We start from the raw sequence: 25,930 nt of genomic DNA, 5'->3' as shown, positions 1-25,930 counted from the left end.
TTTCCGAACTTCTGTTTCGGCTACGGAAGGTGATCTTTGTCGCCGCGTGCCGACGTACGGCGTTCGTCCGCCCGCTATCACTTTCACTCCGCTGCCGGAGGCGTTTTACGTATCCGTTGGATACCCCACTACATCAGGATGACATCGTTTCAGTCGACGCTCGGCGAGGACGCTGGCATCGCCGAGGAGCTGGCCGAGAGCCAGCGGGCCATCTCCATCGCCGAGTTCTTCGAGAAGAACAAGCATATGCTCGGGTTCGACTCGGGTGCCCGCGGACTCGTCACCGCCGTCAAGGAAGCGGTGGACAACGCCCTCGACGCGACCGAGGAGGCCGGCATCGCCCCGGACGTCTACGTCGAGATCACGGAGGCGGGCGACTACTACCGCCTCGTCGTCGAGGACAACGGCCCCGGTATCACCCGCGAGCAGATCCCGAAGGTCTTCGGGAAACTCCTGTACGGCTCTCGGTTTCACAAGCGAGAGCAGAACCGCGGCCAACAGGGGATCGGTATCTCCGCCGCCGTCCTCTACTCCCAGCTCACCAGCGGGAAGCCGGCGAAGATCACGAGTCGGACGCAGGGGAGCGCCGACGCACAGTATTTCGAACTCATCGTCGATACGGACTCGAACGAGCCCGAGATCGACGCGGCGACGACCACCTCGTGGGATCGGCCACACGGGACGCGCATCGAACTGGAGATGGAGGCGAACATGCGCGCCCGGAGCCAGCTCCACGACTACATCAAACACACGGCCGTCGTCAACCCTCACGCCCGCTTCGAGCTTCGCGAACCCGGCTTGGACGAGCCGCTGAAGTTCGAACGCGCGACGGACCAGTTGCCCGAGGAGACAGAGGAGATTCGCCCCCATCCCCACGGCGTCGAACTCGGGACGCTCATCAAGATGCTCTCGGCGACGGATTCGTACTCGATTTCGGGCTTCCTGCAGGAGGAGTTCACCCGCGTCGGACAGAAGACCTCGGACAAGGTCATCGACAACTTCCGTGACCGACACTACGGACGCGAGATGTCGTGGACGACCCCGAGGACGCCGACCTCGAAGGCGTCGTCGAGGAGGCCGTCGCCAACAAGAGCGCCGCGGCGACGGACTGGTTCGCCGACCGAGTCACGGAGACGCTGGCGGACCGCGAACGCACCGCCCACCACGAACTCGCCGCCGTCGTCGGGACCGTCGCCGACGACACCGAAGCCGAGTTCGACGAGACGTTCGGGGAGACGGTCCGCGAGAACGCCGTCGAGGCGGCGTGGGACGCCCTGACCGGCGAGACCGAGCGGTTGACGACGGACCTCCACGCCGTCGTCGACGACGCGACGAGTACGCGCAAAGACGACGCGACCGTTCGGGGTTGGCCGAACGCATCGCGGACAAGTTCGTCGCCGGCGACGACCCGCGCCACCGACTGGCTCGCGACACTCTCGACGACTACGTCGCTCGATCGGCCGACCGGGTCGAGGAGGCGCTCGACGCGACGCTGGGCGAGACGGCCCGCGAGAACGTCGCCGACGCGGTGTGGACGCTGACCCGGACCGTCCCCGACGACCCGCCGCGGATCCGCGACGTGGCCGACGACCGCGACACCGCTTCCGAACTGCTGGAGGCGATGCGTGAGACGGACATCCTCGCGCCGCCGACGGACTGTCTCTCGCCCATCACTGCGGAGTTGGTCGAGGCCGGCCTCCGCAAGGAGTACGACGCCGACTTCTACGCGGCGGCGACGCGCGACGCCGACGTTCACGGCGGCGACCCGTTCATCGTCGAAGCCGGCATCGCCTACGGCGGCGAGATCCCGAACGACGGATCCGTCGACGTGCTCCGCTTTGCCAACCGCGTGCCCTCGTCTACCAACGCGGGGCGTGTGCGACGACCGACGTGGTGAAGTCGATCGGCTGGCGGAACTACGGCCTCGACCAGTCCGGCGGGAGCGGCCTCCCGAGCGGGCCGGCCGTCGTCACGGTTCACGTCGCCTCGACGAACGTCCCCTTCACGAGCGAGTCCAAGGACGCCCTCGCGAACGTCCCCGAAATCGAAGACGAGATCGAACTCGCCATCCGCGAGGCGGCGCGCGAACTCAAGTCCTACCTCAACCGCCGGCGGTCGCTCCAGAAACGCCGCCGCAAACAGGAGGTGCTCGGCGACATCCTCCCGCGGATGGCCGACAAGGTGTCGGAGGTGACCGGCCGCGACCGGCCGAACATCGACGGCGCGCTCGCGCGCATCATGAACAACGTCAGCGTCGAGCGGACGGTCGAGGCGGGGACGGTGACGCTGACCGTCGAGAACCACTCCGACCGCAGCGAGGACCTCGACGTGACCGACATCGTGTCGGTCGAGCCCACGCGCGTGAGCGACGGGGCGTCGGTGATCGACATGGAGGGCGAGTGGTTCGTGCAGTGGTCCCCGTCGGTGTCGGCGGGCGAGACGGCGACGCTCACCTACGAGGTGGGCACCGACGCCGAGTTCGACCTGGACGTCGACGGCGTCGAAGCGGAGAAACTCACGGTGAACGCATGAGCGAAAGCACATCCAGCGACGACGCCCGCGACCGACTCATCGACCTCGCGGCGGAGTTCTACGACCAGTTCGAGCGGGGAGAGATTCCGACGATGACGCTCCCCACGCGGACGAAAAACAACATCGAATACGACGAGGACTCCGGGGTCTGGGTCTACGGCGACCGGACCAGCACGCGCAGCGCGAACTCCGTTCGCGGCGCGCGCAAACTCCTGAAAGCCGCCTACACCATCGAGTTCCTCGCCAGACAGCTCGACGAGGACCGCTCGTCGACGCTGCGTGAACTCTACTACCTCTCGGAGTCCTGGGACGCGGAGGAGGCGCATTTCTCGGATCAGGACGAGTCGAACCAGCTCGTCGAAGACCTCGAAATCGTCTCGGGAGCGACCCGCGAGGACTTCCACATGCGCCCGGAGGAGTCGGGCGCGACGCTGATGGGGCCGCTCCTGCTGCGCGAGCAGACCCGTCGCGGCGAGCGGGAGATCCACTGCCAGAAAGACGTCGGCGAGGGCGGCTACCAGATCCCCAACAACCCCGACACCATCGAGTTCCTCGACCACGACATCGACTTCGCGCTCTGTGTCGAGACGGGCGGGATGCGCGACCGCCTCGTCGAGAACGGCTTCGACGAGGAGTACAACACGATGGTCGTCCACCTGAAGGGACAGCCCGCGCGGGCCACCCGGCGCATCACCAAGCGCATCCACGACGAACTCGACGTGCCCGTCGTCGTCTTCACCGACGGCGACCCGTGGTCGTACCGCATCTACGGCTCCGTCGCCTACGGTTCCATCAAATCTGCCCACCTCTCGGAGTATCTGGCCACGCCCGAGGCCCGGTTCGTCGGCATCCAGCCAGCCGACATCGTCGACTACGACCTGCCAACCGACCCGCTGGCGGAGTCGGACGTGAACGCCCTGGAGTCGGAGCTTTCGGACCCGCGCTTCCAGACCGACTACTGGGAGGAACAGATCGAACTCCAGCTCGACATCGGCAAGAAGGCCGAACAGCAGGCGCTCGCGTCAGGGTCTGGACTTCGTCACCGACGAGTACCTGCCGACGCGACTCGACGAGATGGGCGTGTTGTAGACGCGCCCCGCGGCGTCGGCTACGCGCGAACGAGGCGCGTCTCCGACGTCACTCGCCGACCAGTCGCTCGACCCGTTCGAGCGAATCGGCGCTCTCGGGCGCTTTGTCCTCGCGGACGGCGAGAAATCGCGGGAACCGGAGCGCGTACCCCGACGAGTAGGTGGGCGAGCGCTGAATCTCCTCGTAGCCCACTTCGAAGACGACCTCCGGACGGATCGACACCGCCGTCCCGTCCTGCGATTCGATTTTCGGCTCCAGCAGTTCGGTCAGTTCGGCGAGTTTCTCGTCGGTGATCCCCGTGGCCACCTTGCCGATCGTGGCGAAATCGTCGCCGTCGCGAGCCGAGAGCAGAAACGTCCCGAGGTGGTTCGCCCGGCGACCCTCGCCCCACTCCGCGCCCGTCACCACCAGATCGAGCGTCTCCACGTCGGGTTTGCGCTTGAGCCAGTTCTGACCCCGATCGCCGGGCGTGTACGTCGAATCGGGGTTTTTGAGCATGATGCCCTCGTGGCCGGCGTCGAGCGCGTCGGCCTCGACGTCGGCGATCTCGTCGGCGTCGTCCGTGAGAGCGAGCGTCGAGACGCCCGCGTCGAGGACGGACGAGAGGCGGTCGTGCCGTTCGAGGAGGGGCGCGTCGAGCAGGTCGTCGCCGTCGGCGTGGAGACAGTCGAACGCGTCGAGTTCGAGGGTCACCTCCTCGCGCATCCGTTCGACGTCGTGTTTCCGGCGGAACCGTCGGAGCACTTCCTGGAACGGGAGCGGACTCCCGGCGTCGTCGACGGCGACGACTTCGCCGTCGAGGATGACCGGGACGTCGACCCGGTCGGCGACGAACTCCGCGATCTCGGGCAGGGCGTCGGTGACGTCCTCCACGTTCCGCGAGTAGAGTTCCGGATCGCTCTCGCCGTCGTAGTGGATCTGGACCCGCGCTCCGTCGTACTTGGTTTCGACGGCCGCCCGATCCCACGAGTCGATGGCGTCGACGACGCTGCCCGCCTGTGCGAGCATCGCCTTCACGGGGCGACCGATCTCCAGGCCGACGTCCGCGAGCCCGGCCTCGCCCTCGTCGCGGGCGAGTTCGGCGACGTGTCCCGAGTCGTTCGCCACCTGCAGGGCGCGTTCGACCGCCTCGACCGGGACGTCGAACGCCTCCGCGACGGCGTCGCGAACGGTGCCCGCGCCGACGCCGATGCGCATCTCCGAGAGGACGAGGCGGGCGAGGTAGCGCGCCTCCTCGGGATCGGTCCGGTTGAACAGGCCGAACAGGGCGTCGAGCTTGCGGTCCTGACTTCCCGATCCCTCGGCGGCCGCGAGGTCCCGGAGCGTCGCGTCGACGTCGGCGACGGTCAGCGGATCGCGCCCATCGGAGCCGAACGCCGACAGGCCGCGCTGGCCGCCGAAGTCGTAGCCAGCGGCGACGTCGCCGATGTCGCCCACGTCGGCGAGGCGGTCGGCCACGTCGTCGTCGTCGACGTTCGGCCCCGCCGCGCGGGCGATGGCGGTGTAACAGAGGTTCGGCCCCACGTCGAGTTTTGTCGAATCCCACGCCGGGAACACCCGCCCCTGGACGAACCGGACGACGACGGGGAGGTCAGCGCCGGCGTCGCGGAACAGCGCGGCGACGAGCGACGTGGTTTCGAGGTCGGCCGTCTCCGCTTCGACGTCGGCGACCCGGGCTGCGAATTCGGCGAACTCCATCGGCGTCCGGTAGCCGGGGAGGGGTTAAGCGACCCGACTTCCGCCGCGGAGCATCGGATTGAAGGGGATGTATTACCGAACGCCTGATATGACGCACGACCTCGCGACGAGCGTTCAGTCGGTCCTCGACGTCGACGCCGACGCCTTCCGCGACCGGGCACAGGCGGACGCGGAGGTAGTGAAAAGCGAACTCGCGGACGGCACCTTCGACAATCACCAGTCTATCGTCGGCCTGGAGTACGAGTTCTACGCCGTCGACGACGGGCGGTGGCGCGCGAACCGCGAGGACGAGGAGGACGACCTGATGCGGGTGCCCCGGCGACTGCTCGAACTCATCGGATTCGAGAAGGAACTCGGCCTTCACAACGCCGAGATGACGACCAGTCCGCAACCGCTGAACGGCGAGGGACTCCGCGCCCAGGAGTCCGAGGTCCGCGCCCGACTCAGGGCCGCCCTCGACTGCACGTCCACGGAGGGGATGCGCTTGGTCAGCGACGGGATGTGGACCATCCCACCGGCGGGCGAAACCGCGCGCCAGTATCTGACCGACAGCATCGAGGCGGAAGGCGTCCGCATCGCGACGAACATGAGCGACGCGGTTCGGTATCACGCGATGGCGAACGGGCCGAACGCGCCGACGCCGTTCGAACTCGACGCGCCGAACGTGACGCTTTCGGCCGACACGGTGATGCCCGAGAGCCTCATCACCTCCATCCAGCCCCACTACCAGGTCTCACACGCCGCCGACCTGCCCCAGTATTTCAACTACGCGCTCCGCGTCGCCGGCCCGCTGCTCGCACTCGGCGTCAACTCCCCGTTTTCCCGCCGGACCTCTACGACGACGTGCCGGCCGATCGGATTCTCGCCGACTCGTGGGCGGAACATCGGATCAGCGTCTTCGAATCCGTGCTCAACAGCGAGGGCGCACAGAAGGTCCGCTTCCCGTCCGACCTCGCGACCATCGAGGACGCCGTCGAACGGGTCGTCGAGGACGCGACGGTGGTGCCGATGCCGGTCGAGGGGTGTGGCAATCGCTTCGACGACGACTTCGCGACGCTCCGCCTCAAACACGGCACCTACTGGCGGTGGGTTCGGCCGGTGTTCGGCGGGGAGAGTCGGTCGTCGGCGAACGCCCGCATCGAATTCCGTCCGCTCCCCGCTCAGCCGACGGTCAGAGACACCATCGCGATGCAGGCCACGTTCGCCGGCCTGATGGAGAGCCTCCCGCAGCGTCGCCACCCGGTCATCGGACAGGGCTGGACCGTCGCGCGGGAGAACTTCTACGGCGCGGCCCGCGACGGCTTCGACTGTGACCTGCGCTGGATCACGAACGACGGCCACGAGACGACGGACCGCGAGGAACTGTACGAGGACCTGTTCTCACACGCCGTCGACGGCCTCCGCTCGGCCGGGTGTACGACCGAACAGGCCGAGCGATACGTCTCTCCGCTCAGGGCGCGCGTCGAACACGAGCGCACGCCCGCCGAGTGGAAACGACGACGCGTTCGGCAGGCGCTCGAAGGCGGTGCGGCGCTCGAAGAAGCGATACCCGCGATGCAACGGACGTACGTCGACCAGCAGTCGACGACGCTGCTCGACGGCAGTTTCGCCGGCTGGCTATAGCAGGCTCTCGATGTCCTTGTGGCGGTTGACCTCGACGCCCCCTTCGGTGACGGTGGCGATGTTGATGCCGTTGCCGGAGGCCAGGTCGCGTTCGACGGCGCTCTGGATGGACCGAACCGCGACCGATCGGGCGTCGTCGACGGAGAGTTCTTCCTCGTAATCCTGTTCGAGAACGCCGAGCGCGTACTGGCTGCCCGAGCCGGAGACGGCGTAATCTTCCTCGGTCATGCCGCCGAGCGGGTCGAGGCTGTAGACGTGCGTGCCGTCCTCGTCGACGCCGCCGAGCAGCGGAGAGACGATGAAAAAGGCCCCGGAGCGCAGGAGGTTGCTGGTGAGCGTCGAGAGCGCTTCCATGCTCATGTCCTTGCTGCGCCGCGTCTCGTAGAGGTTGACCTCGGCGCGAAGCGAGCGGATGAGCGACTGCGCGGCCGAGACGGAGCCCGCGATGGTGAGCGCCGCCGTCGAGTGGATCTGCTCGACTTTCTGGACGTCCTTGCTGGAGACCATGTGGCCGGCGCTGGCGCGCATGTCCGTCGCCAGAACGACGCCGTCCTCCGTCGCGATGCCGACCGTGGTCGTCCCGGTTTTCATTCCTTCCTCTTTCGCGGCCGTCGCGCGTTCATCTCGGTTGGGGAACTCGCCCAGCTCCGGCCCGAATACGGGCGTGTCGTTGCCGTCGAGTCGGTCACGCGTCTCCGAGGAGTCGTCGTGCATGGGGCTACGCATTACCACCTCTTGCAGTCCGCCGCTGATAAATGCAACCCTTCGGGAACACCCGACGGCGTCGTAGCAACTACTTCGTGTTTTCGTAGGCGCGCTCCGTCGCTTCGACGACCTCGTGAAACGGGAGGCGGAGGCCGACCCGACGCATCGCTAACGCGAGCGGCATCATCACGATGCCGAGGAGGAGGGCGGTCTGGTACAGCACGAACGTTCCGGCCCGTTGCAGGAAGTCGAACATCTGGTTGAGACGTTCGTGGGAGGGGAATGGTATATAAGTGTTTCTGTAGCGGGTCGAGGGATACCTCGAAGCCGTCGTGCGATTATATTATAGCGGGTCGAGTCGCAGGCGTCGTCGCCCCGGATCGCCCCGTCGACTACGAGAACGGTGGCCGACACGCGCGGTATCCGTAAGTTACGTGCGTAATAGAGCCGACGTACGCGATCGACCGGGAGGGAAACCCTTGTACGCTTTCGCCACCCACGGACGGATATGGGAGATTGGACCGACACCATCGTCAGTGACCGAATGACGGTCGATCAGGAGTTCGACACCCGCGTACAGTCGTCGGACTTCTCGAACCAGGAGTGGGGGCTCATCATGACGGCGACGGAGTTCGAGATCGAACACGCCGACGACCCCGAGCGTGCGCGCATCGTCGCCGACACAGAGAACCTCTCGCACATCATGCCCGAACTCGACAAGGTCCGCTCACAGATGAGCGGTATGGGTGCCGGCGAGGGCGATTCGGGCGGCAGGGGCATCGTCGACACCGTCCGCGACGCACTCGGCTTCGGGAACGGGAGCGGCACGGACGACGAACAGCGCGTCGCGGAAGCCGAATCGCTCACCCAGGAGTACGCCGACGCCCTCCAGGACCACCAGAGTCGAAAGGCAAGTGGGACCAGGTTCGCCGCGCCTACGACGATTAGAGTTCGTCGCCGCCGTGGAACAGCGTCAGTTCCTCGGCCTCGTAGATGTTGATGAGTTCGGTGACGATCTCGTCGTACTCCTCGCCCTCCTCTCGGAGTCCGTCCAGCCGTTCGAGCGTTTCCTCGTCGAGATGGATCTGTGGCATGGTGATGACAGAGGGACTGGACGGACTTATACTGTCGGCTCGTATCGCTGCGTGGGTTCACGCCTTCGAAGCACGTAGCCCGAGGTTCGACGTCGAAGACGACTGTCGGGGAGAGGGCAGGTCGCGTCGGCGACGTCCCGTCGGCGCTCGAACGCGGGGACGCCTCGGTACTCCGTAACGAACGGTCCCGCCGACGAAGCCGGACCCGTAGTTTACTCGGGATACGCGTCGTGCCACGGCCGCTGGCGCTCGAACGCGGCGCTGGCGGCGATGACCTCGTCGTCTCTGTGTCGCTGCCCCGCCAACTGGAGTCCGACCGGCAGGCCGTCGGCGAAGCCCGCCGGAATCGACGCCGCCGGATGGCCGGTGAAGTTGTACGGCTGCGTGAGCACCCAGCCACGGAGCGGCTCGATGTCCGTCTCGTTTATCGATTCGGGTTCGTCCCCGTGAGGGAACGCCGTGACGCCGAGCGTCGCGGTCGCGAGGAGGTCGTACTCCGCGAAGAGGTCCTGAAGCCCGTCGAAGACGTGGGTCCGGACCACGTCCGCTCGCTTGTACTCCCGGGTGCTCGGCTCGTCCGCGTCCATGATCAGATCGACGAGGTAGGGTCGAAGCCGGTCGCGGTCTTCGCCCCGGGGGTCGAAGCCCTGCTCTTCGAGGTTGTCGAACAGCGACTGCCAGCGGACGGTCGCCATCGTGTAGAACGCGTCCAGTATCTCCTCCTGTGTGTGGCCCAGGTCGGGATCGACCTCGTCGACCGTCGCTCCCGCCCGTTCGAAAGCGCTGATGGCGTCGTCCAGCACGTCCCGGACGGCCGGTTCGACGGGGTAAATACCCATGTCCGGACTGTACGCGATGGTGAGTTCGTCGATAGGACGGTCGACTGCCTCGTGATAGCTCGCTTGCGCAGGAACCGAGAAGGGATCGCGCGGGTGCTCCCCGCCATCACGTCGAGCGAGAGCGCCGCGTCCTCGACCGTTCGGGCCAGCGGTCCCTCGTGTGTCATCGGCGTGTGGCTCACGAACGCGTTCGGACGGTCGACGTTCGGCACCAGTCCGTACGTCGGCTTGAGTCCGTACACGCCGCAGAAGCTGGCCGGAATACGAATCGATCCCCCGGCGTCCGACCCCGGTGCGAGCGGAACCAGCGAGTCGGCGAGCGCCGCGGCAGCGCCGCCGGACGATCCACCGGACACGCGGTCGGGATCGAACGGCGTTCCGGTCGGGCCAGCGATCCGGTTGTCCGTCGTCGTTCCGAGTCCGAACTCCGGCGTGTTCGTCTTGCCGACGATCACCGCTCCCGCTCGCTTGAGACGTTCGACGAACGGTGAATCCGATTCGGCGACGCGGTCCTCGAAGAGCAACGACCCCGACGTCGTGCGGACGCCCGCGACGTCGTCGAGGTCCTTGATCGCCACCGGAACCCCGTGGAGCGGCCCGAGCGTGTCCCCGTTTTCGATCGCTCGTTCCGCATCCCGAGCCATCTCCTCGGCGAGTTCGTCGGTGATGGTGACGAAGGCGTTCGTCCTGTCGTTGCGCTCCCGGATTCGGTCGAGATGCGCTTCGACGACCTCTACGGGCGAACAGTCTCCGTCCCGTATTCGTCTCGCGAGTCCGGCGGCGGTCAGTCGAGTCAGTTGACTTCCCATACCGACCCCACTCAGAGACTACACAAAAAGATACGCACGGCCGCATCCGACAACGGTCCGTTTTCGGCGACGGGGCGTCGTCTCAGAGACGGTCGACGACGGCGTCGCCCACCTCGTCGGTGGTGGCGTCGCCGCCGAGGTCTGGCGTCCGCGGTCCGTCCGAGAGGACGCCCTCGACGGCGTCGCGCACGGCCTGACCCGCATCGTCGTAGTCGAGGAACTCCAGCAACATCGCACCGGAGAGGATGGTCGCCAGCGGATTGGCGACGCCCTCGCCCGCGATGTCGGGCGCACAGCCGTGGACCGGCTCGAAGATGCCGCGCTCGGAGCCGACGTTCGCACTCGGCAGCAAGCCGAGGCCGCCGACCAGCCCGGCCGCGAGGTCCGAGAGCATGTCGCCCGCGAGGTTCGGACAGACGAGGACGTCGTACTCCTCGGGGTTCATCGCGAGGAACATCGCCATCGCGTCCATCAACACCGGGTCGGTGTCGACGCCGCGTTGCTCGGCGACGTCCTGGACCGTCTCCTTGAACAGGCCGTCGGTGACGCGCATCACGTTCGACTTGTGGACGACGGTCAGTTCGTCGACCCCGCTCGTTTCGGCGTAGTCGCAGGCGAACTCGGCGAGGCGCTCCGACGCCGACTTCGTCACCAGACGGGTGAGCGTCGAGACGCCGTCGGTCAGGCGGTTCTCCATGCCGGCGTAGACGCCCTCCGTGTTCTCCCGGAGGATGACCAGATCCGTCTCCGGTTGGACCGCGTCGACGCCCGGATACGTCCGGGCGGGCCGGACGTTGACGAAGGCGTCCACCGCTCGGCGAAGCGGGATGATGACGTCGGCCGAGGTGTCGCCCGTCGCGCCGAACAGCGTCGCGTCCGCCTCCGTGACGGCGTCGTACGTCTCGTCGGGGAGCGGGTCGCCGGTGCGCGCTTTCACCGCGTCGCCCGCCTCGACTTCGACGTACTCGAAGTCCGCGACCGCGTCGAGGACGCGAATCGCCGGCGGGACGACTTCGTGGCCGATGCCGTCGCCCGGGATGACCGCGATCTGCTCCGTCATCGTTCGTCCACGTAGGGGAGGCTCGCGGCCGTCTCGTCGATCGCATCCATGTTCGATCGGAGGAGAGCAACGGTGTCCCAGATGCCCTTGACGAGCGCCTGACGCATCGACTCGTCGATGTCGACGTCGACCTCCTCGCCGTCGTAGACGAGGCGTTCGTTCTCCACGTCGAGTTCGATGCCGGCGCTCGGATCGGCCTCGACGAAGTCCTGCAGACTCTCGACCACGTCGGCGTCGGCGACGGCGGCCGGCATCCCCAGCGACTTGCAGTTGTCGGCGAAGATCTCGGCGAACGACTCGCCGACGATGGCCTCGACGCCCCAGCGTCGGAGCGCCCGCGGCGCGTGTTCCCGCGAGGAGCCACAGCCGAAGTTCTCGTTGACGACGAGGATGTTCGCCCCCGATACTCGTTGAACGGGTGGTCGTTGAGGTTCCCCTCCTCGTCGCGGCGCGCGTCGTAGAAGGCGTACTCGTCCAGCCCCTCCCACGTCGTCGACTTGAGGAAGCGCGCCGGGATGATCTGGTCGGTGTCGATGTCGTCGCCGCGGAGGGGACGCCCGTCCCCGTCACGCGATTGACCTTCATGTCGTCGTTGCCGCTCATCGGCCACCTCCGACGCCGTCGAAGTCGCGGACGTCCGTCACCGCGCCCTCGACGGCCGCGGCGGCGACCATCGCCGGACTCATCAGGATGGTCCGGCCGTCCTTGCTCCCCTGCCGACCGATGTAGTTGCGGTTGGACGAGGAAGCACAGCGCTCGTCGCCGTGCAGGGAGTCGTCGTTCATCGCGAGACACATCGAACAGCCGGCCTCGCGCCACTCGAAGCCGGCGTCCTCGAATATCTCGTCGACGCCGTCGGCTTCGAGTTTCTCCTTGACCGTCATCGACCCGGGGACGGCCAGGGCGCGCACGCCGTCGGCGACCTGCCGGCCCTCGACGACCGCCGCCGCCTCGCGGAAGTCGCTGACGCGCCCGTTCGTACAGGTGCCGATGAACGCCACGTCGACGTCGTAACCCTCCATCGTCTCACCGGGCGTGACGCCGGTGTGGGCCTGGGCGTTGCGGGCGGCGTCGCGCTCGTCTTCCGGTAGATCCGCCGGTGCCGGGACGGGTTCGCCGACGCCGACGGCCTGTCCGGGGTTGGTTCCCCACGTCACCATCGGCTCCAGGTCGTCGGCGTCGATCTCGACCACGTCGTCGTACTCGGCGTCCGGGTCGGTCCTGATGGACTCCCAGTACTCCTTTCGCTCCTCGAAGGCCTCGCCCTCGGGGACGTACTCGCGGCCGCGCAGGAACTCGTAGGTGGTCTCGTCGGGGTTGATGTAGCCCGCGCGAGCGCCGCCCTCGATGGACATGTTACAGACGGCCAGTCGGCCCTCCATGTCCAGTTGCTCGATGGCGGAGCCGCCGTACTCGTAGACGTAGCCGACGCCGCCGTCGACGCCGAGATCTCTGATGATCTTGAGGATGACGTCCTTCGAGTAGACGCCGTCCCCGAGCGTCCCGCTCACCTCGACGCGGCGGACGTCCGCTTTGTCGGCGGCGATGGTCTGTGAAGCGAGGACGTCGCGCACCTGACTCGTCCCGATGCCCATGGCGAACGCGCCGAACGCGCCGTGAGTAGCGGTGTGGGAGTCGCCACAGACGACGGTCATGCCCGGCTGGGTCAGTCCCAGTTCGGGGGCGACGACGTGAGCGATGCCCTGTTTATCCGAGTCGAGGCCGTAGAAGGTGATCCCGGACTCGGCGGTGTTGCGTTCGAGCGCCGTCAGCATCCCCTCGGCCGCCTCGTCTTCGAGCGGTCGGTCCCGCCCCTCGGAACGGGTCGGGACGATGTGGTCTACGGTCGCGACGTTGCGCTCGGGGTAGGGCACCTCGATGCCGCGTTCCCGGAGTTCCGAGAACGGCTGCGGGCTCGTCACCTCGTGGATCAGGTGGAGGCCGACGAACAGCTGGTCCTGCCCGTTCGGTAGTTCGCCCACCTTGTGTCGGTCCCACACCTTGTCGTACAGCGTTCCGCTACTCATCGGATACCTCTACGACGCGCTCTACGTGGCCGTCGGCGTCCTCGCCGCGGCCCCGTCCGCGTTCCCACACGTCGTTCGCGCCGTCCCCGTGCGGGGGCGTGTGGTCGACGTCTTTCATCTCGTCGGCCTCGCCTTCCGTCGGCCGCTCGCCGCCGTCGGCGACGGCGGGGACGCGGCGATACACCGCGCCGAACGTCTCGCCCGTGTGGGGGTGTGTGTGGCTCACCGCCTCCATCGTCTCGTCAGTCATCCGCCGGGGCCTCGGCTTGCTGCTCCTGTTCGTCCGCCCAGGAGAACAGCGCTCGCAGCCGTTCGCCGACCTCTTCGATGTCGTGGTTCTTCTCGGCGTGACGGAGCTGGGTGTAGTTCGGTCGGCCCGCCTGATTCTCCAGAATCCACTCGCGGGCGAAGGTCCCGTCCTGCACCGCTTCGAGGGTCTCCTCCATGTTCTCGCGGACGCCCTCGTCGACGATCTCGTCGCCCTGCGCGAGGCCGCCGTACTCGGCGGTGTCGGAGACCGAATCCCACATCGCGCCGAGGCCGTCCTCGTACATCAGATCGACGATGAGCTTCATCTCGTTGAGACACTCGAAGTAGGCCATCTCGGGGCTGTAGCCGGCGTCGACGAGCGTCTCGTAGCCCTGCTTGATGAGCGACGTGATGCCGCCACAGAGGACGGCCTGTTCGCCGAACAGGTCCGTCTCCGTCTCCTCGCGGAACGACGTCTCGACGACGCCCGCGCGGGTGCAGCCGATGGCCTGCGCGTACGCGAGGGCCTCGTCTGTCGCCTCGCCCGTGGCGTCCTGGTAGACGGCCAGCAGCGCCGGCGTCCCCTCGTCGGCGACGTAGTTCCGGCGCAGGAGGTGTCCCGGCGTCTTCGGCGCGATCATCGTCACGTCGACGTCCGCCGGGGGCTGGATCTGGTTGTAGTGGATGTTGAATCCGTGGGCGAACTGGAGCGTATCGCCCGCGTCGAGTTCGCCCTCGATGGCGTCGAACACCGACGGCTGGACCGTGTCGGGGACGAGCATCGAGACGACGTCTGCCTGTGCCGCCGCCTCGACGGGCGTGGCCACGCGCAGGCCGTCCTCCTCGGCCGCGGCCCGCGAGGAAGAGTCCTCGCGCAGGCCGACGACCACGTCGACGCCGCTGTCGGCGAGGTTCTGTGCGTGGGCGTGGCCCTGGCTGCCGTAGCCCAGAACGGCTACGGTCTTGTCGTCGATGTCGTCGCTGCTTGCGTCTTCGTCGTAATACACCGGCGTCGTGAATTCGCTTTCACTCATGGGTTATGTCGTCTTGCGTGTGCCGCGTTCGAGCGCGGCGGTCCCGGTTCGCACGATCTCGTGCACGCCGAACCGTTCGAACGCGTCGACCGCCGCGTCGATCTTCTGCTCGCTTCCCGTGATCTCGACCGTCACCGACTCCTGGGAGACGTCGACGGCCTTGCCGTCGTACATCTCCGCGACGGCACCGACCTGGTCGGGTGCCGACCCGTCCACCTTGATGAGCGCGAGTTCGCGCTCGATGGCGGACGGTTCGAGTTCGGTCACGGCGATGACCGGGACGAGCTTCTGTAGCTGTTTTTTCGCCTGTTCGATGCCCGGGTCGGTCTCCTCGACGACCAGCGTTATCCGGGCACGATCCTCGTCAGTGGTCGGACCGACCGTGAGACTTTCGATGTTGAACTGCCGTCGGGAGAACAGCCCCGACACCCGGGCGAGGACGCCCGGTTCGTGTTTCACCAGCGCCGAGAGCACCGCCTGCCGCTCCGGGGCTTTCGCCTCGATCTCCGGGTCGATGCGGATTCCCAGTTCGTTGCGGCGGCCCTCCGGATGGGGGCGTTCCTCCGGCGGCGGGCCCTGTAGTCCGTCGCTCATCGTCGGTCACCTCGCGTGTGTGCGCTCGTGGTCATAGTTGTTCCTCCGTGAGGGCGAACTTCGCGTTCGCGCCCCCGCTCGGCACCATCGGGTAGACGTTCTCCGCCGGATCGATGTGGAAGTCGATGACCGACGGACCGTCGTAGGCCACCGCCTCCTCGATGGCGTCCGCGACCTCGTCGTAGTCGTCGACGCGCCAGCCGCGCGCGCCGAACGCCTCGGCCAGTTTGTCGAACTCGGGGATCCAGTTGTAGTCGGCGGCCATGTGTCGGCCCTCGAAGAAGGCGTCCTGCCACTGGCGGACCATCGATGTACTCGTTGTTCAGGATGGCGACCGTGATATCGAGGTTCTCGCGAACCGCGACCGAGAGCTCCTGCATGGTCATCAAAAAGGAGCCGTCGCCGTCGACGCAGACGACGGTCCGGTCGTCGTCGGCCGCAAAGCGCGCGCCGATGGCCGCGGGCAGCCCGTAGCCCATCGTCCCCAGGCCGTGCGAGGAGATCCACTGGCGCGGCTCGCGGTAGGTCCAGTACTGCGCCGCCCACATCTGGTGTTGGCCGACGCCCGTCGTGACGATGGTGTCGTCGGGCGTCGCCTCGTCCAGCGTCTCGACGACGAACTGCGGTTTCAGCGGTTCGTCGTCCGGCGCGGCGTAGGTCATTGGATACTCCGACTTCCACGTCTGACACTGCTCGCGCCACTCGTCGGCGTCGGGCGCGGCGGTCAGTTCGTCGTCGATCTGTTCGACGACCCGCCCGGCGTCGCCGATGAGCGGGTAGTCCGCGTGGACGTTCTTCGAGATCTCGGCGGGGTCGATGTCGACGTGGACGATCTCCGCCTCGGGCGCGAACGTGTCGATGCCGCCCGTGAGTCGGTCGTCGAACCGGGTGCCGATGGCGACGAGCAGGTCGGTGTGCGTGATGGCCATATTGGCGTAGCCGGTGCCGTGCATTCCCGCCCACGACAGACAGAGGTCGTGGTCCTCGGGCATCGTCCCGATGCCGGGCATCGTCGTCACCACCGGAATCTCGTAGTCGATGGCCAGCTTGCGCGCCTGCTCGGAGGCACCGGCCTTGACGACGCCGCCGCCGAACAGGAGCAAGGGACGTTCCGCGTTTTCGATGGCGCGGGCCGCCTCCGCGACGGCTTCCTCGTCGGCCTCGGACTGTGGCGTGTACGTCTCCGGCGTTTGCGCCGGGCCGGGGTCGCGGTCCGTCTCCGCGTTGGTCACGTCTTTCGGCAAGTCGACCAGCGTCGGGCCGGGGCGTCCCGCGCCCGCGAGGGCGAACGCCTCGCCGACGTCGTCGCCGACGGTGTCGGCGGAGGACGCGAAGTAGTTGTTCTTCGTGATCGGCGCGGTGACGCCGGTGGTGTCCGTCTCCTGGAAGGCGTCGCTGCCGACCATGTCCGAGGGGACCTGTCCGGTCAGAGCGACGACGGCGTCGGAGTCCATGTTGGCGTCGGCCAGGCCCGTCACGAGGTTCGTCGCACCGGGGCCGGACGTGGCGAGACAGAGCCCCGGATCGCCGGAGACGACGTTGTACGCGTCGGCGGCGTGGGCGGCCCCCTGCTCGTGGGCCATCGTCACGTGGTCGATCTCCGAGTCGTAGAGGGCGTCGTAGACGGGCATGATCGCCCCGCCCTGGACGCCGAACATCACTTCGGCTCCGGCGTTTTCGAGCGCCCGGACGACGGACGTCGCGCCGGTCGTCACGGACGTCGGCGTCGATGCGGAGTCGGAGCCGGACGGTTCCGCTGCCTCGTGTGTGGGTGTGGGGTGTTCGCTCATCGGTAATTCTCCGTCGGTCGGTGTCGGTTCGTCGGTCGCTGTCTGGTTGTGTACTGCATGGTCCGGGGTGTGAAACGGCCGGTAAACGGTGCGGTCGGGGCGGAAGTGAGGTGGTGAGGGGCTGGCCGCCCCTACGATAATGAGGCTGCGTACGGCGGCGTCGCTGGTCGACCGCCGACCACGGACGCTCGCTCGCCGTCGCATCGTACTCGACATGTTCGCCTCTGAGAGTATAATCCTTTCCGTCCGACGCGGCCGTTTGGACCCCCGCCCGCCGCCCCCGCGTGGAGCGAACGGGCCGGAGGACATCAGGCGCTGACCTCCTCCCGGCGGGTCACGCCGATCTCGCGGGCGAACCGTCGCAGGTCGGCGACGGTCACGCGCTGTTTCTCCGCGCCGTAATCCTTGACGCGACGGGTGACCTCGCGCACTTCGTCGTCCGTGGGTTCGTAGCCCGAGTCCTCCAGCCGCTTGCGTACCGAGTGGGTCCCGGTGTGTTTGCCCAGTACGAACTCCCGGGTCGCACCGACCATCTCCGGCGTCATCACGCCCGGTTCGAACGTGTCCGTGTTCTCGATGACGCCCGCGGCGTGGATGCCGCTCTCGTGGGAGAACGCGTTGCGACCGACCACGGGCTTGTTCGCCGGCACCGGCATCTCGCTGTACTCCTCGACCATCCGGGAGAGCTCCGTGATGCGGGTCGTGTCGATGCCCGTGTCGACGTCGTACAGCGACTCGGCCGCCATGACCACTTCCTCGTAGGCGGCGTTGCCGGCGCGTTCGCCGATGCCGTTGACCGACACCTGCGCCTGCGTCGCACCGGCCTCGTAGCCGGCCATCGCGTTCGCGGTGGCCAGCCCGAAGTCGTCGTGTGCGTGGACGTCTACCTGTGCGTCCGTGTTTTCCCGAACCATCCGGACGAGGTCCATGAACCGCGTCGGCGTCGCGACCCCGCAGGTGTCGGGAATGTTGATCCAGTCGGTGCCTGCCTCGCTGACGGCCTCCACCACTTCGACGAGGAAATCGTCGTCGGTACGGGTGGCGTCCATCGGCGAGAACATACACTCGACGCCCGCTTCCTTGACGCGTTCGACGCTTTCGACGGCGCGTTCGACCGCCTCCTCGCGGGAGGCGTGCATCGAGTCCTGCAACTGCACGTCGCTCGTGCTCACGAAGACGTGAACGAGTTCGACGCCCGAGTCGAGGGCCGCCTCGATGTCCTTGTCGACGACGCGGGCCAGGCCACACGTCGTTCCGCTCGTCGCCTCAGCGATGTCGCGAACGGCCTCGAACTCCGCGTCCGAGTTCACCGGGAACCCCGCCTCGATGACGTGTGTCCCCATGTCGTCGAGCAGTTGCGCGATGTCGCGTTTCTCGTCGTAACTGAACGAGGTGCGCGGTGACTGCTCGCCGTCGCGAAGCGTCGTGTCGAAAATTCGTGCGGTGTCTATCTCACCGCTGCGGGCTAATGTGCCCTGGAAGAACTCGATCCGCCGGGGTATCCGACGTCTCCTCCATGTCGTTGGAAGACATTGTACCCAAAGCAAGCCCGGTTTCGCATATAAATCTGCCCCTTCGACAGTTGGTGTCAGCGCGCGGAGCGTCCCGGCGGCCCCGCGGCGTCGCGGCGATCGAGATTCGACGGCTGCTTCGGGACGTTCGATCGACGATTCGTGTGACGAACTCACACGAACTAGAGACGTTCCACCGGCGCTTAAGAATCCACCCCGCCGACCGAACGCTTTTCTCGACACCAGCCGAGAGACGTGACATGAGCGAATTCGACCTCGACCTCCGGGGCGCGGAGGAACAGCTCGAGAGCGACGAGGGGACGCCGGAGATCGTTCTCGGCGTCCTCGACGGGAGCACGGACCCCGCGGAGTGGGTCGAGACCGTCGAGAACGGGAACGCCCTCTGTCTCGCCATCGACGGCGACCTGAACCGACTCGCGTCCGGGTTCGCCCGCGAGGTCAAGGACGCGGGCGGGACGCTGATGCGCTTTCGGGGCTTTCTCATCGTGACGCCCGACGGCGTCAGCATCGACACCGACCGTCTCAGGAGAACGTGACGACGTGGCCGTCGCGGTCGCGGACGCGTCTCCCGCCCGCCGCTCGCTCCGATTCGATCGTCCACTCCGCGAACGCCTCCGCCGCCGCCTCGGGGTCGTCGGTCCGGAATCCCACGTCGACGTGGACGCCGCCGCGGGCGTCCGCGATCCCGAGTTGGGGCTCCCACAGTTCGAGGTCGATCGGTCCGCGCAGTCGTACCCGGCGTCGCTCCTCTCCCCGGTCCACGACCTCGAAGCCGAGTCCGCGGTACGCCGTCTCCGCCCGTTCGAGGTCCGCGACTTCGAGAACGAGTTCGAAGATGCCCGTCAATCCGCCGTCCGCCGCGTCGTCTCCTCGCCACCGGCGTCGGGTGCGCCGTCGCTGCCGATCTCGACGCAGTGTCCGTCGGGATCGTCGACGTAGAGCGAGCGGTACGCCCCGAAGTCGTACACCGCCGGATCGAGATCCGACAGTCGGTCCAGCCAGTCGTCGAACTCGTCGACCGGCGTCGTGAACGCGTAGTGGGTGTGGAGGCCACCGCGCGGGACGGTGGTCGGCCGGCGGAGAATCAGGTCCGTCTCGCCGACCCGGAACGCCAGTTCGGCGTCGCTCTCGCGAACCGGCGACAGACCGAGGCGACCGACGTAGAACGCTCGCGCGCGGTCGAGGTCGGCGACTTCGAGGGCGAGGAGTCGAGGCCGGTGAGCATGTCCGCCGATACGACACGGAGCGTATTATCAGTCGGGTCCACCTTTTATCCGTCCCCCGGCCTTCGGGTCGGACATGCCGTTTAAGGGCGGCGCGGAGAGCGTGACCGAAATCGACCGCTGGGACGGCGGAGTCGGCTGGTTCGCCCATCCCGACGAACGGATGGAACGCGCCAGCCACGCCCTCGTCGTCGACGGCGACGTGTGGGCCGTCGACCCGGTAGACGCCACGGGCGTTGACGAACTGCTCGCGGACCTCGGAGACGTGGCAGGCGTCGTCGTCTGTCTCGACCGACACAAGCGCGACGCGGCCGCCGTCGCGACCCGACACGACGTCCCCGTCACCGTCCCGGAGTGGATGACCGGCGTGGCGTCGCAACTCCACGCCCCGGTCGAACGCGTCGACGACGAACTCGGCGACACCGGCTACCGCGTCCTGCAGGTGCGGAAATCGACGCTCCCGCCGTGGCAGGAGGCCGCCCTCTACCACGAGTCGGCGGGCACCCTGCTCGTCCCGGAAGCCGTCGGAACGGCCCCGTTTTCCTCGCCGGGGGCGAACGCCTGGGCGTCCATCCGATGCTCCGCCTGTTCCCGCCCCGCGAGGCACTCGCCGGCCTCGACCCGGACCGCGTCCTCGTCGGCCACGGCGCTGGCGTCTTCACGGACGCGGCGGCCGCCCTCGACGACGCACTCGACGGCTCCCGGCGGCGGGCGCTCTCCCTCTACGCGAACGTCGCGCGGTCGTTCCTCTCGAACCGATGACGGAGTCCGCCCCCGCGACGGTGCACGCCACGAGCGGCCTCGCGGACGTCCTGCTCGACATGGCCGTCGACGCCGAACCCGACTCGACCAACGTCGTCCTCGGGTCGACGCCCGCCGACGAGTTCGACACCGACCTCGGCATCGACGCCGAGAAGCCGGTGTTGACGCATTTCTATCTCCCCGACGCCGGTCGGTCGGTCGAGGCCGTCTTCGGCGTCGACCTCGGCACGCCCGTCGGTCGCGGCCGGGCCCGCTTTCTCAGCCACCCGCAGGGACCGGACGGGCTGACCAAACGCGACGACCTCGCGGCCGTCGTCCTCCTCGCGGTGCCGCCGTGGGAGGCGATCCGCGCGTTCGATCGGCGCGGACGACGGCTCGATCTCCGGGTGTTGGACGCCGAACCGCCACGGGAGTCGCTCGACTACTCCAGGTAGCCCAGATCCACGAGCTGTTCCGCGATCTCCTCGAACTCGGCTTCCGTCAGGCGACCCTGTTTCTCGTGCTGGATGACGATGCTGCGGAGCAGAAAGCGGACGAGATCGCTCGTGCTCGAGAAACTCGTCCCCTCGATGGTCTCCTCGACGCGGACGGCGAGATCTTTCGGGATGGAGACGGTCGTGTAGTCGGTCACGTCTCACGACAGGCGGTCCCACGGCATAAACGCGCTGGATGGAGTTTTTGAAGGTGGAGTCCGTAGCGGGGTTCGATGGCAGTCAGGCCCCCCAGCAGGATTCGTCGGACCCCGAGTCGATAGAGTTCGGTATCGCCGCGCTCAACGCCCGTCTCGACGAGTCGGAGGTTCAGTTTCCGGCCACGAAAACCGAGATCATCCGCCAGCTAGACAACACGGACATCCCCTGCGACGCGTCGGGGCACACCGTTTCGCTCGCGGAGGCGTTCGAGTCGATTCCGAAGGATCGATTCGAAACCGAGACGGAACTGCTCGACGTCCTTCACCCGGTGTTCGAGGAGTACCGCGCCTCCGCGTCCGGGGGCTGTTCGGCCGGCTGCGGGCGCTACTCCCCTTTTAAATTTTCGAGTTCGTGCATCCGCTCGCGGTGCAGCGACAGGACGAGGTCCGCCAGCACGCCGAACATCAGCAACTGGACGCCGACGAGGACGCTGAAGGCGGCGACGACGGCGATCACCTCGTGTGAGACGGATCGCGTGACCCACTCGACGCCGACGTAGACGGCGAGGACGAGGCCGAACAGCGTCGAGACGCCGCCGACGCTCCCGAAGTAGAACAGGGGGTTGTTGGTCTTTGCCCGCCGGAACAGTTCGAGGAGAATGATGCCGCCGTCGCGGAACGGCCGGAGGTTGGTGTCGGACCCCGAGGGCCGGGGGAGATAAGTGACGGGGACGACGGCCGTCGGGATGTCGCGTTTGACACACTCGACGGACATCTCCGTCTCGATGCCGAACCCCTTCGCCGTGAGTCGCATCCGGTCGAACGACTCGCGAGCGAACGCGCGATAGCCCGAGAGGACGTCTTCGAGGTCGTCGCCGTGGATGGTGGCGAACGCGCGATTGATGAGGCGGTTGCCGACGCGGTTGAGTCGCGTCATCGCACCGGACCGCATGTCGGCGAAGCGGTTGCCGATGACGTGGTCGGCGTCGCCGGAGCGGAGCGGTTCGAGCAGTTCGTCGGCGTCTTCCGGGCGGTAGGTGCCGTCGCCGTCGACCAGCAGGACGTACGGGGTCTCCACGTACTCCGAGACGGCCTCGCGGACGGCCTGTCCCTTCCCCGATCCGGACTGTTCGACGACGCGTGCGCCCCGGTCGTCGGCGATCGACCGCGTCGCGTCCGTGGACCCGCCGTCGATTACGAGGACGTTCTCGAAGCCCGCCTCCCGGAACCCCTCGACGACATCGCCGATGGTCTCGGCCTCGTCGAGCGTCGGGACGAGGACACAGACGTCCGCGTAGTCGGCCATTACCGTTGGCGTGGACGCCGGGACGGCAAAAGGATTCCCTCTTCCGGTTACGGAGACGCCGACAACGCCCACCGACGACGCGCCTCGCGTGCGAACGAACCGGCGACGGGTCGCGTCCACTACACTCTTTTAACGCAGCGAGTACAGTTGCAGACGAATGAAGGTAGTCGTGCTGGCCGCAGGCGAGAGCGCTCGAACGCGACCGGCGACGCCCGCGAGGCCCGTCGCCGGCGACAGATCGGTTCTCGCGCGCGTCCCCGACGCCCGTCGGATCGCCGTCGACGACGTCGTCGCACGCGATAGGGGGTGTCTCTGTGAAGGCGATCATCATGGCCGCCGGCGAGGGCCGGCGGCTGGAACCGCTCACGAATCGCCGTCCGAAGCCGATGATTCCGGTCGGGAACCAGCCCGTGCTCGAATACGTCGTCGAGGCCGTCGCCGACGCCGGTATCGACGACATCGTCCTCGTCGTCGGCTACAAGCGCGACCGCATCCAGACGTACTTCGGCGACGGCAACGACTGGGGCGTGGACGTCTCCTACGCGGTACAGGAGAAGCAACTCGGCACGGGCCACGCCGTCCTGCAGGCCGAACCCCACGTCGACGGGGCGTTCGTCGTCCTGAACGGCGACCGGATCATCGAACCCGGCGTGGTCGAACAGGTGATCGACGCCCCCGCGAGGCGGGCGACGCCGTCATGGCCGTGACCCGGTCGAAACGCCCCGGCGACTACGGCGTCGTGACGACCGACGGCGACCGAGCGACGGACATCGCAGAGAAACCGGGTCCCCACGGCTCCGCCTCCGAGATCATCAACGCCGGCGTCTACGGGTTCGACGACTCCGTCTTCGCGGCGATCCGCGCGTGTGACGTCGGCCCGGACGGCGAACTGGCGATAACGAGCGCGCTCGACAGACTCATCTCCCGGGCGACGGTGCGGTGTGTCCGGTATCGCGGCCAGTGGGTCGACCTCACTCACCTCTGGGACGTCGTCAGCGTGAACGCCTCGGTCCTCGACTGGTTCGGGGCCGGGATCGCCGAAACGGCGACGGTAGAATCGGGTGCCGTCGTCGCGGACGCCGTCGACGTGGGCGGCGACGCCCGCATCGGGGCGAACGCGGCGCTGCGGCCGAACGTGACGCTCGGCGACAACGTCGTCGTCGGGTCCAACGCCGTCCTCTCGAACGCCGTCGTCTTCCCCGGCGCGGTCATCGACGACGGGGCCGTCGTTCGAGACGCCGTCGTCGGCGAGGACGCGCGCGTGGGCCCGAACACCACCGTCGTCGGGGGCGACGCGGACGTCGTCGTCGACGGAACGTACCACGAGGGGGTCACGTTCGGTGGCGTCCTCGGCGACTACGCGGACGTCGGCGGCGGCGTCCTCGTCGAACCGGGGACGAGACTCGGCGACGACGCGATCGTCGAGTCGGGGGCGACGCTCACCGGGGCGATCAGCCCCGAGACGGAGGTGCGACGGGGCTGATGTGTGGCATCATCGGCTACGTCGGCACGGAGCGCGCGCTCCCCGTCGTCGCCGACGGACTCCACCGACTGGAGTACCGTGGCTACGACTCGGCCGGCATCGCCCTCTGTGCGGACTCGCTCTCGATTTACAAGAGCACCGGCGTCGTCGACGACCTGACGCTCCCGGAGTCGTCCGCGGCCACCTGCGCCGTCGGCCACACCCGCTGGTCGACCCACGGCAAGCCGACGGACGCGAACGCCCACCCCCACACCGACTGTCACGGCGAAATCGCCGTCGTTCACAACGGCATCATCGACAACTACGAGTCGTTGAAAGCCGAGTTGGCGGATCACGCGTTCACCAGCGAGACGGACACCGAGGTCGTCCCGCACCTGATCGAGGAGGCGTGGAACGGCGGCGATCTGACGGCGGCCGTCGAATCCGTCGTCGACCGTCTCGACGGCAGTTTCGCCATCTGCGTTACCGCCGAGGGTGTGACGAAATCGTCGCCGCGCGACGGGACAGTCCGCTCGTCGTCGGCCACGGCGAGACGGGGTCGTTCGTCGCCAGCGACGTCCCGGCGTTCATCGAACACACGCGCCGCGTGAGCTATCTGGAGAACGGCGACGTGGCGACGCTGACACCCGACGACGTGGCCGTCACCAACGGCGGGGACCCGGTCGATCGACCGGTCGAAACCGTCACGTGGGACGCGGAGGCGGCCGAAAAAGGCGGCTACGACCACTACATGCTCAAGGAGATTCACGAGCAACCGCAGGCGCTTCGCCAGACGCTCTCGGGGCGTCTCGACGCCGTCAACGGCGAGGCCGACCTGGATCTCGACCTGCCCGAGGAGTACGTCCGGCCGCTGGAGGAGATACAGATCGTCGCCGCGGGGACGTCCTACCACGCCGGGATGTACGCCCGACGGTTGCTGGAGGAGTACGCCGACGTCCGCGTCTCGGTCGAAATCGCCAGCGAATACGAGGTGACCGGCGGCCGCGACCCCGAGCGGACGCTCGCCGTCGCCGTCACACAGAGCGGCGAGACGGCCGACACGCTCGACGCGATGCGGAAGGCCTCGCGGGCGGGAGCGCGGACGCTCGCCGTGACCAACACGGTCGGTTCGACGGCGGCACGGGAGGCCAACCACACCGTCTACATCCGGGCGGGACCGGAGATCGGCGTGGCCGCGACCAAGACGTTCGCCGCACAGGTCGTCACCCTCGGCCTCCTGACGGTCGAACTCGGGCGGGAGCGCCGGGCGCTCTCCACCGCGATGGCGAGCGATCTGCTGGAACGCCTCCGCGACGTTCCGGGAGCCATCCAGCAGACGTTAGACCGGGAAGCAGCGGTCCGAGAGGCGGCCGAGACGTACGCCGACGCCGACGCCTTCTTCTTCATCGGCCGGCGGTTCGGCTATCCAGTCGCGCTGGAGGGCGCGCTCAAACTGAAAGAGATTTCGTACGAACACGCCGAGGGGTTCGCCGGCGGCGAACTCAAACACGGACCGCTGGCGCTGGTAACCGAGGAGACGCCAGTCCTCGCCGTCTTGACCCGAGGGGCGAGCCGAGCGACCTCCTGAACAACGTCAAGGAGGTCGAGTCGCGCGGCGCGCCGGTCGTCGGATGCTCCTCGCTCCCGTCGGCGAGCAAGTATCTCGACGTCGAACTCGAAGTCGAGGCCCTCGGCGTCTTCGAACCGCTGGTCGCGAACGTCTATCTGCAGCTGTTTGCCTATCACGTCGCACGGCTGCGCGGGCGATCGATCGACAGGCCGCGGAATCTGGCGAAGAGCGTGACCGTGAAGTAACTGCGTCGGGCACGGCCGAACCTTGGTCTCATTTCCGGACGCGGTCCGTCCGTCGA

At 67.6% G+C, this 25,930-nt stretch carries 16 protein-coding genes and 10 pseudogenes; 10 read left to right on the top strand and 16 right to left on the bottom strand.

Annotated features, from left to right (window positions below):
* Positions 1-138 precede the first annotated feature (138 nt).
* Positions 139-2,532: pseudogene (locus tag ACFQJD_RS08620) on the top strand (DNA topoisomerase VI subunit B).
* Positions 2,529-3,621: pseudogene (locus ACFQJD_RS08615) on the top strand (DNA topoisomerase IV subunit A). Before ACFQJD_RS08620 ends, ACFQJD_RS08615 begins: the two co-directional pseudogenes overlap by 4 nt.
* A 48-nt stretch (positions 3,622-3,669) precedes the next feature.
* On the opposite strand, the gene ligA reads toward ACFQJD_RS08615, so the two are convergent.
* Positions 3,670-5,319 carry an ATP-dependent DNA ligase LigA gene (gene ligA / locus ACFQJD_RS08610; protein ID WP_379797570.1) on the bottom strand — a complete coding sequence of 550 codons (1,650 nt, stop codon included), beginning with the start codon at positions 5,317-5,319 and terminating at the stop codon, positions 3,670-3,672.
* 88 nt (positions 5,320-5,407) lie between these two features.
* Here ligA and ACFQJD_RS08605 point away from each other — a divergent pair.
* Positions 5,408-6,942, top strand: a pseudogene (locus tag ACFQJD_RS08605) (hypothetical protein).
* Here ACFQJD_RS08605 and psmB read toward each other — a convergent pair.
* Entirely contained in the window at positions 6,937-7,668 is a 732-nt protein-coding gene (psmB, locus tag ACFQJD_RS08600) for an archaeal proteasome endopeptidase complex subunit beta (RefSeq protein ID WP_379797568.1), read from the bottom strand. The pseudogene ACFQJD_RS08605 and the gene psmB overlap by 6 nt on opposite strands.
* Positions 7,669-7,735: 67 nt before the next feature.
* A complete protein-coding gene (locus tag ACFQJD_RS08595) occupies positions 7,736-7,903 on the bottom strand; it encodes a hypothetical protein (protein WP_379797566.1) in 168 nt (55 codons plus the stop codon).
* Between the two features lie 252 nt (positions 7,904-8,155).
* Between ACFQJD_RS08595 and ACFQJD_RS08590 the strand changes: the two are divergent.
* Positions 8,156-8,595, top strand: a pseudogene (locus ACFQJD_RS08590) (DUF5799 family protein).
* Here the strand turns inward: ACFQJD_RS08590 and ACFQJD_RS08585 are convergent.
* The 10 genes and pseudogenes from ACFQJD_RS08585 to ACFQJD_RS08540 form a co-directional block, all read right to left on the bottom strand.
* Positions 8,592-8,741, bottom strand: a complete 150-nt coding sequence (locus ACFQJD_RS08585) for a DUF7557 family protein (RefSeq protein WP_379797564.1) — start codon at positions 8,739-8,741, stop codon at positions 8,592-8,594. The pseudogene ACFQJD_RS08590 and the gene ACFQJD_RS08585 sit on opposite strands and share 4 nt — an antisense overlap.
* A gap of 212 nt (positions 8,742-8,953) precedes the next feature.
* Positions 8,954-10,389, bottom strand: a pseudogene (locus ACFQJD_RS08580) (amidase).
* 82 nt (positions 10,390-10,471) lie between these two features.
* A complete protein-coding gene (locus tag ACFQJD_RS08575) occupies positions 10,472-11,449 on the bottom strand; it encodes an isocitrate/isopropylmalate dehydrogenase family protein (RefSeq protein ID WP_379797562.1) in 978 nt (325 codons plus the stop codon).
* A pseudogene (leuD, locus tag ACFQJD_RS08570) lies at positions 11,446-12,059 on the bottom strand (3-isopropylmalate dehydratase small subunit). The gene ACFQJD_RS08575 and the pseudogene leuD overlap by 4 nt, the downstream one beginning before the upstream one ends.
* Positions 12,049-13,476, bottom strand: a complete 1,428-nt coding sequence (leuC, locus tag ACFQJD_RS08565; RefSeq protein ID WP_379797560.1) for a 3-isopropylmalate dehydratase large subunit — start codon at positions 13,474-13,476, stop codon at positions 12,049-12,051. The pseudogene leuD and the gene leuC overlap by 11 nt, the downstream one beginning before the upstream one ends.
* Positions 13,469-13,726 carry a hypothetical protein gene (locus tag ACFQJD_RS08560; RefSeq protein WP_379797558.1) on the bottom strand — a complete coding sequence of 86 codons (258 nt, stop codon included), beginning with the start codon at positions 13,724-13,726 and terminating at the stop codon, positions 13,469-13,471. The genes leuC and ACFQJD_RS08560 overlap by 8 nt, the downstream gene beginning before the upstream one ends.
* Positions 13,719-14,759 (bottom strand): ketol-acid reductoisomerase, encoded by a 1,041-nt coding sequence (gene ilvC, locus ACFQJD_RS08555; RefSeq protein WP_379797555.1) that lies wholly within the window; start codon positions 14,757-14,759, stop codon positions 13,719-13,721. Before ilvC ends, ACFQJD_RS08560 begins: the two co-directional genes overlap by 8 nt.
* 3 nt (positions 14,760-14,762) lie before the next feature.
* Positions 14,763-15,353, bottom strand: a complete 591-nt coding sequence (gene ilvN, locus ACFQJD_RS08550) for an acetolactate synthase small subunit (RefSeq protein ID WP_379797553.1) — start codon at positions 15,351-15,353, stop codon at positions 14,763-14,765.
* Between the two features lie 31 nt (positions 15,354-15,384).
* Positions 15,385-17,143 (bottom strand): annotated as a pseudogene (gene ilvB / locus ACFQJD_RS08545) (biosynthetic-type acetolactate synthase large subunit).
* A gap of 308 nt (positions 17,144-17,451) precedes the next feature.
* Positions 17,452-18,690 (bottom strand): LeuA family protein, encoded by a 1,239-nt coding sequence (locus tag ACFQJD_RS08540; protein WP_379800459.1) that lies wholly within the window; start codon positions 18,688-18,690, stop codon positions 17,452-17,454.
* Positions 18,691-18,914: 224 nt separating this feature from the next.
* On the opposite strand from ACFQJD_RS08540, the gene ACFQJD_RS08535 reads away from it, so the two are divergent.
* On the top strand, positions 18,915-19,211 hold the full coding sequence (locus tag ACFQJD_RS08535; RefSeq protein ID WP_379797551.1) for a DUF5779 family protein: 297 nt from the start codon (positions 18,915-18,917) through the stop codon (positions 19,209-19,211).
* Here ACFQJD_RS08535 and ACFQJD_RS08530 read toward each other — a convergent pair.
* Positions 19,198-19,900, bottom strand: a pseudogene (locus tag ACFQJD_RS08530) (VOC family protein). The gene ACFQJD_RS08535 and the pseudogene ACFQJD_RS08530 sit on opposite strands and share 14 nt — an antisense overlap.
* Positions 19,901-19,974: 74 nt before the next feature.
* On the opposite strand from ACFQJD_RS08530, the pseudogene ACFQJD_RS08525 reads away from it, so the two are divergent.
* Both ACFQJD_RS08525 and ACFQJD_RS08520 read left to right on the top strand, forming a co-directional pair.
* Positions 19,975-20,660: pseudogene (locus ACFQJD_RS08525) on the top strand (hypothetical protein).
* Entirely contained in the window at positions 20,657-21,094 is a 438-nt protein-coding gene (locus ACFQJD_RS08520) for a hypothetical protein (RefSeq protein WP_379797550.1), read from the top strand. Before ACFQJD_RS08525 ends, ACFQJD_RS08520 begins: the two are co-directional and overlap by 4 nt.
* Here the strand turns inward: ACFQJD_RS08520 and ACFQJD_RS08515 are convergent.
* Positions 21,082-21,291 (bottom strand): ribbon-helix-helix domain-containing protein, encoded by a 210-nt coding sequence (locus tag ACFQJD_RS08515; RefSeq protein WP_379797548.1) that lies wholly within the window; start codon positions 21,289-21,291, stop codon positions 21,082-21,084. The two genes, ACFQJD_RS08520 and ACFQJD_RS08515, sit on opposite strands and share 13 nt — an antisense overlap.
* A 385-nt stretch (positions 21,292-21,676) precedes the next feature.
* Complete coding sequence (aglJ, locus tag ACFQJD_RS08510) at positions 21,677-22,597, bottom strand: S-layer glycoprotein N-glycosyltransferase AglJ (RefSeq protein WP_379797546.1); 921 nt, start codon at positions 22,595-22,597, stop codon at positions 21,677-21,679.
* 314 nt (positions 22,598-22,911) lie between these two features.
* Here aglJ and ACFQJD_RS08505 point away from each other — a divergent pair, with 314 nt between their 5' ends.
* The 3 genes and pseudogenes from ACFQJD_RS08505 to glmS all read left to right on the top strand — a co-directional run bounded on the left by ACFQJD_RS08505 (position 22,912) and on the right by glmS (position 25,874).
* Positions 22,912-23,304: a sugar phosphate nucleotidyltransferase gene (locus ACFQJD_RS08505; RefSeq protein WP_379797544.1), complete on the top strand. Its 393-nt coding sequence runs from the start codon at positions 22,912-22,914 to the stop codon at positions 23,302-23,304.
* Complete coding sequence (locus ACFQJD_RS08500; protein WP_379797542.1) at positions 23,295-24,080, top strand: sugar phosphate nucleotidyltransferase; 786 nt, start codon at positions 23,295-23,297, stop codon at positions 24,078-24,080. The genes ACFQJD_RS08505 and ACFQJD_RS08500 overlap by 10 nt, the downstream gene beginning before the upstream one ends.
* Positions 24,080-25,874 (top strand): annotated as a pseudogene (glmS, locus tag ACFQJD_RS08495) (glutamine--fructose-6-phosphate transaminase (isomerizing)). The gene ACFQJD_RS08500 and the pseudogene glmS overlap by 1 nt, the downstream one beginning before the upstream one ends.
* Positions 25,875-25,930 lie beyond the last annotated feature (56 nt).

The organism is Haloplanus sp. GCM10025708 (genome assembly GCF_042663985.1).
Classification (GTDB): domain Archaea; phylum Halobacteriota; class Halobacteria; order Halobacteriales; family Haloferacaceae; genus Salinirarus; species Salinirarus marinus.
Note: the sequence above shows the minus strand (reverse complement) of the source record. Positions and strands in the feature narration are given on the sequence as shown.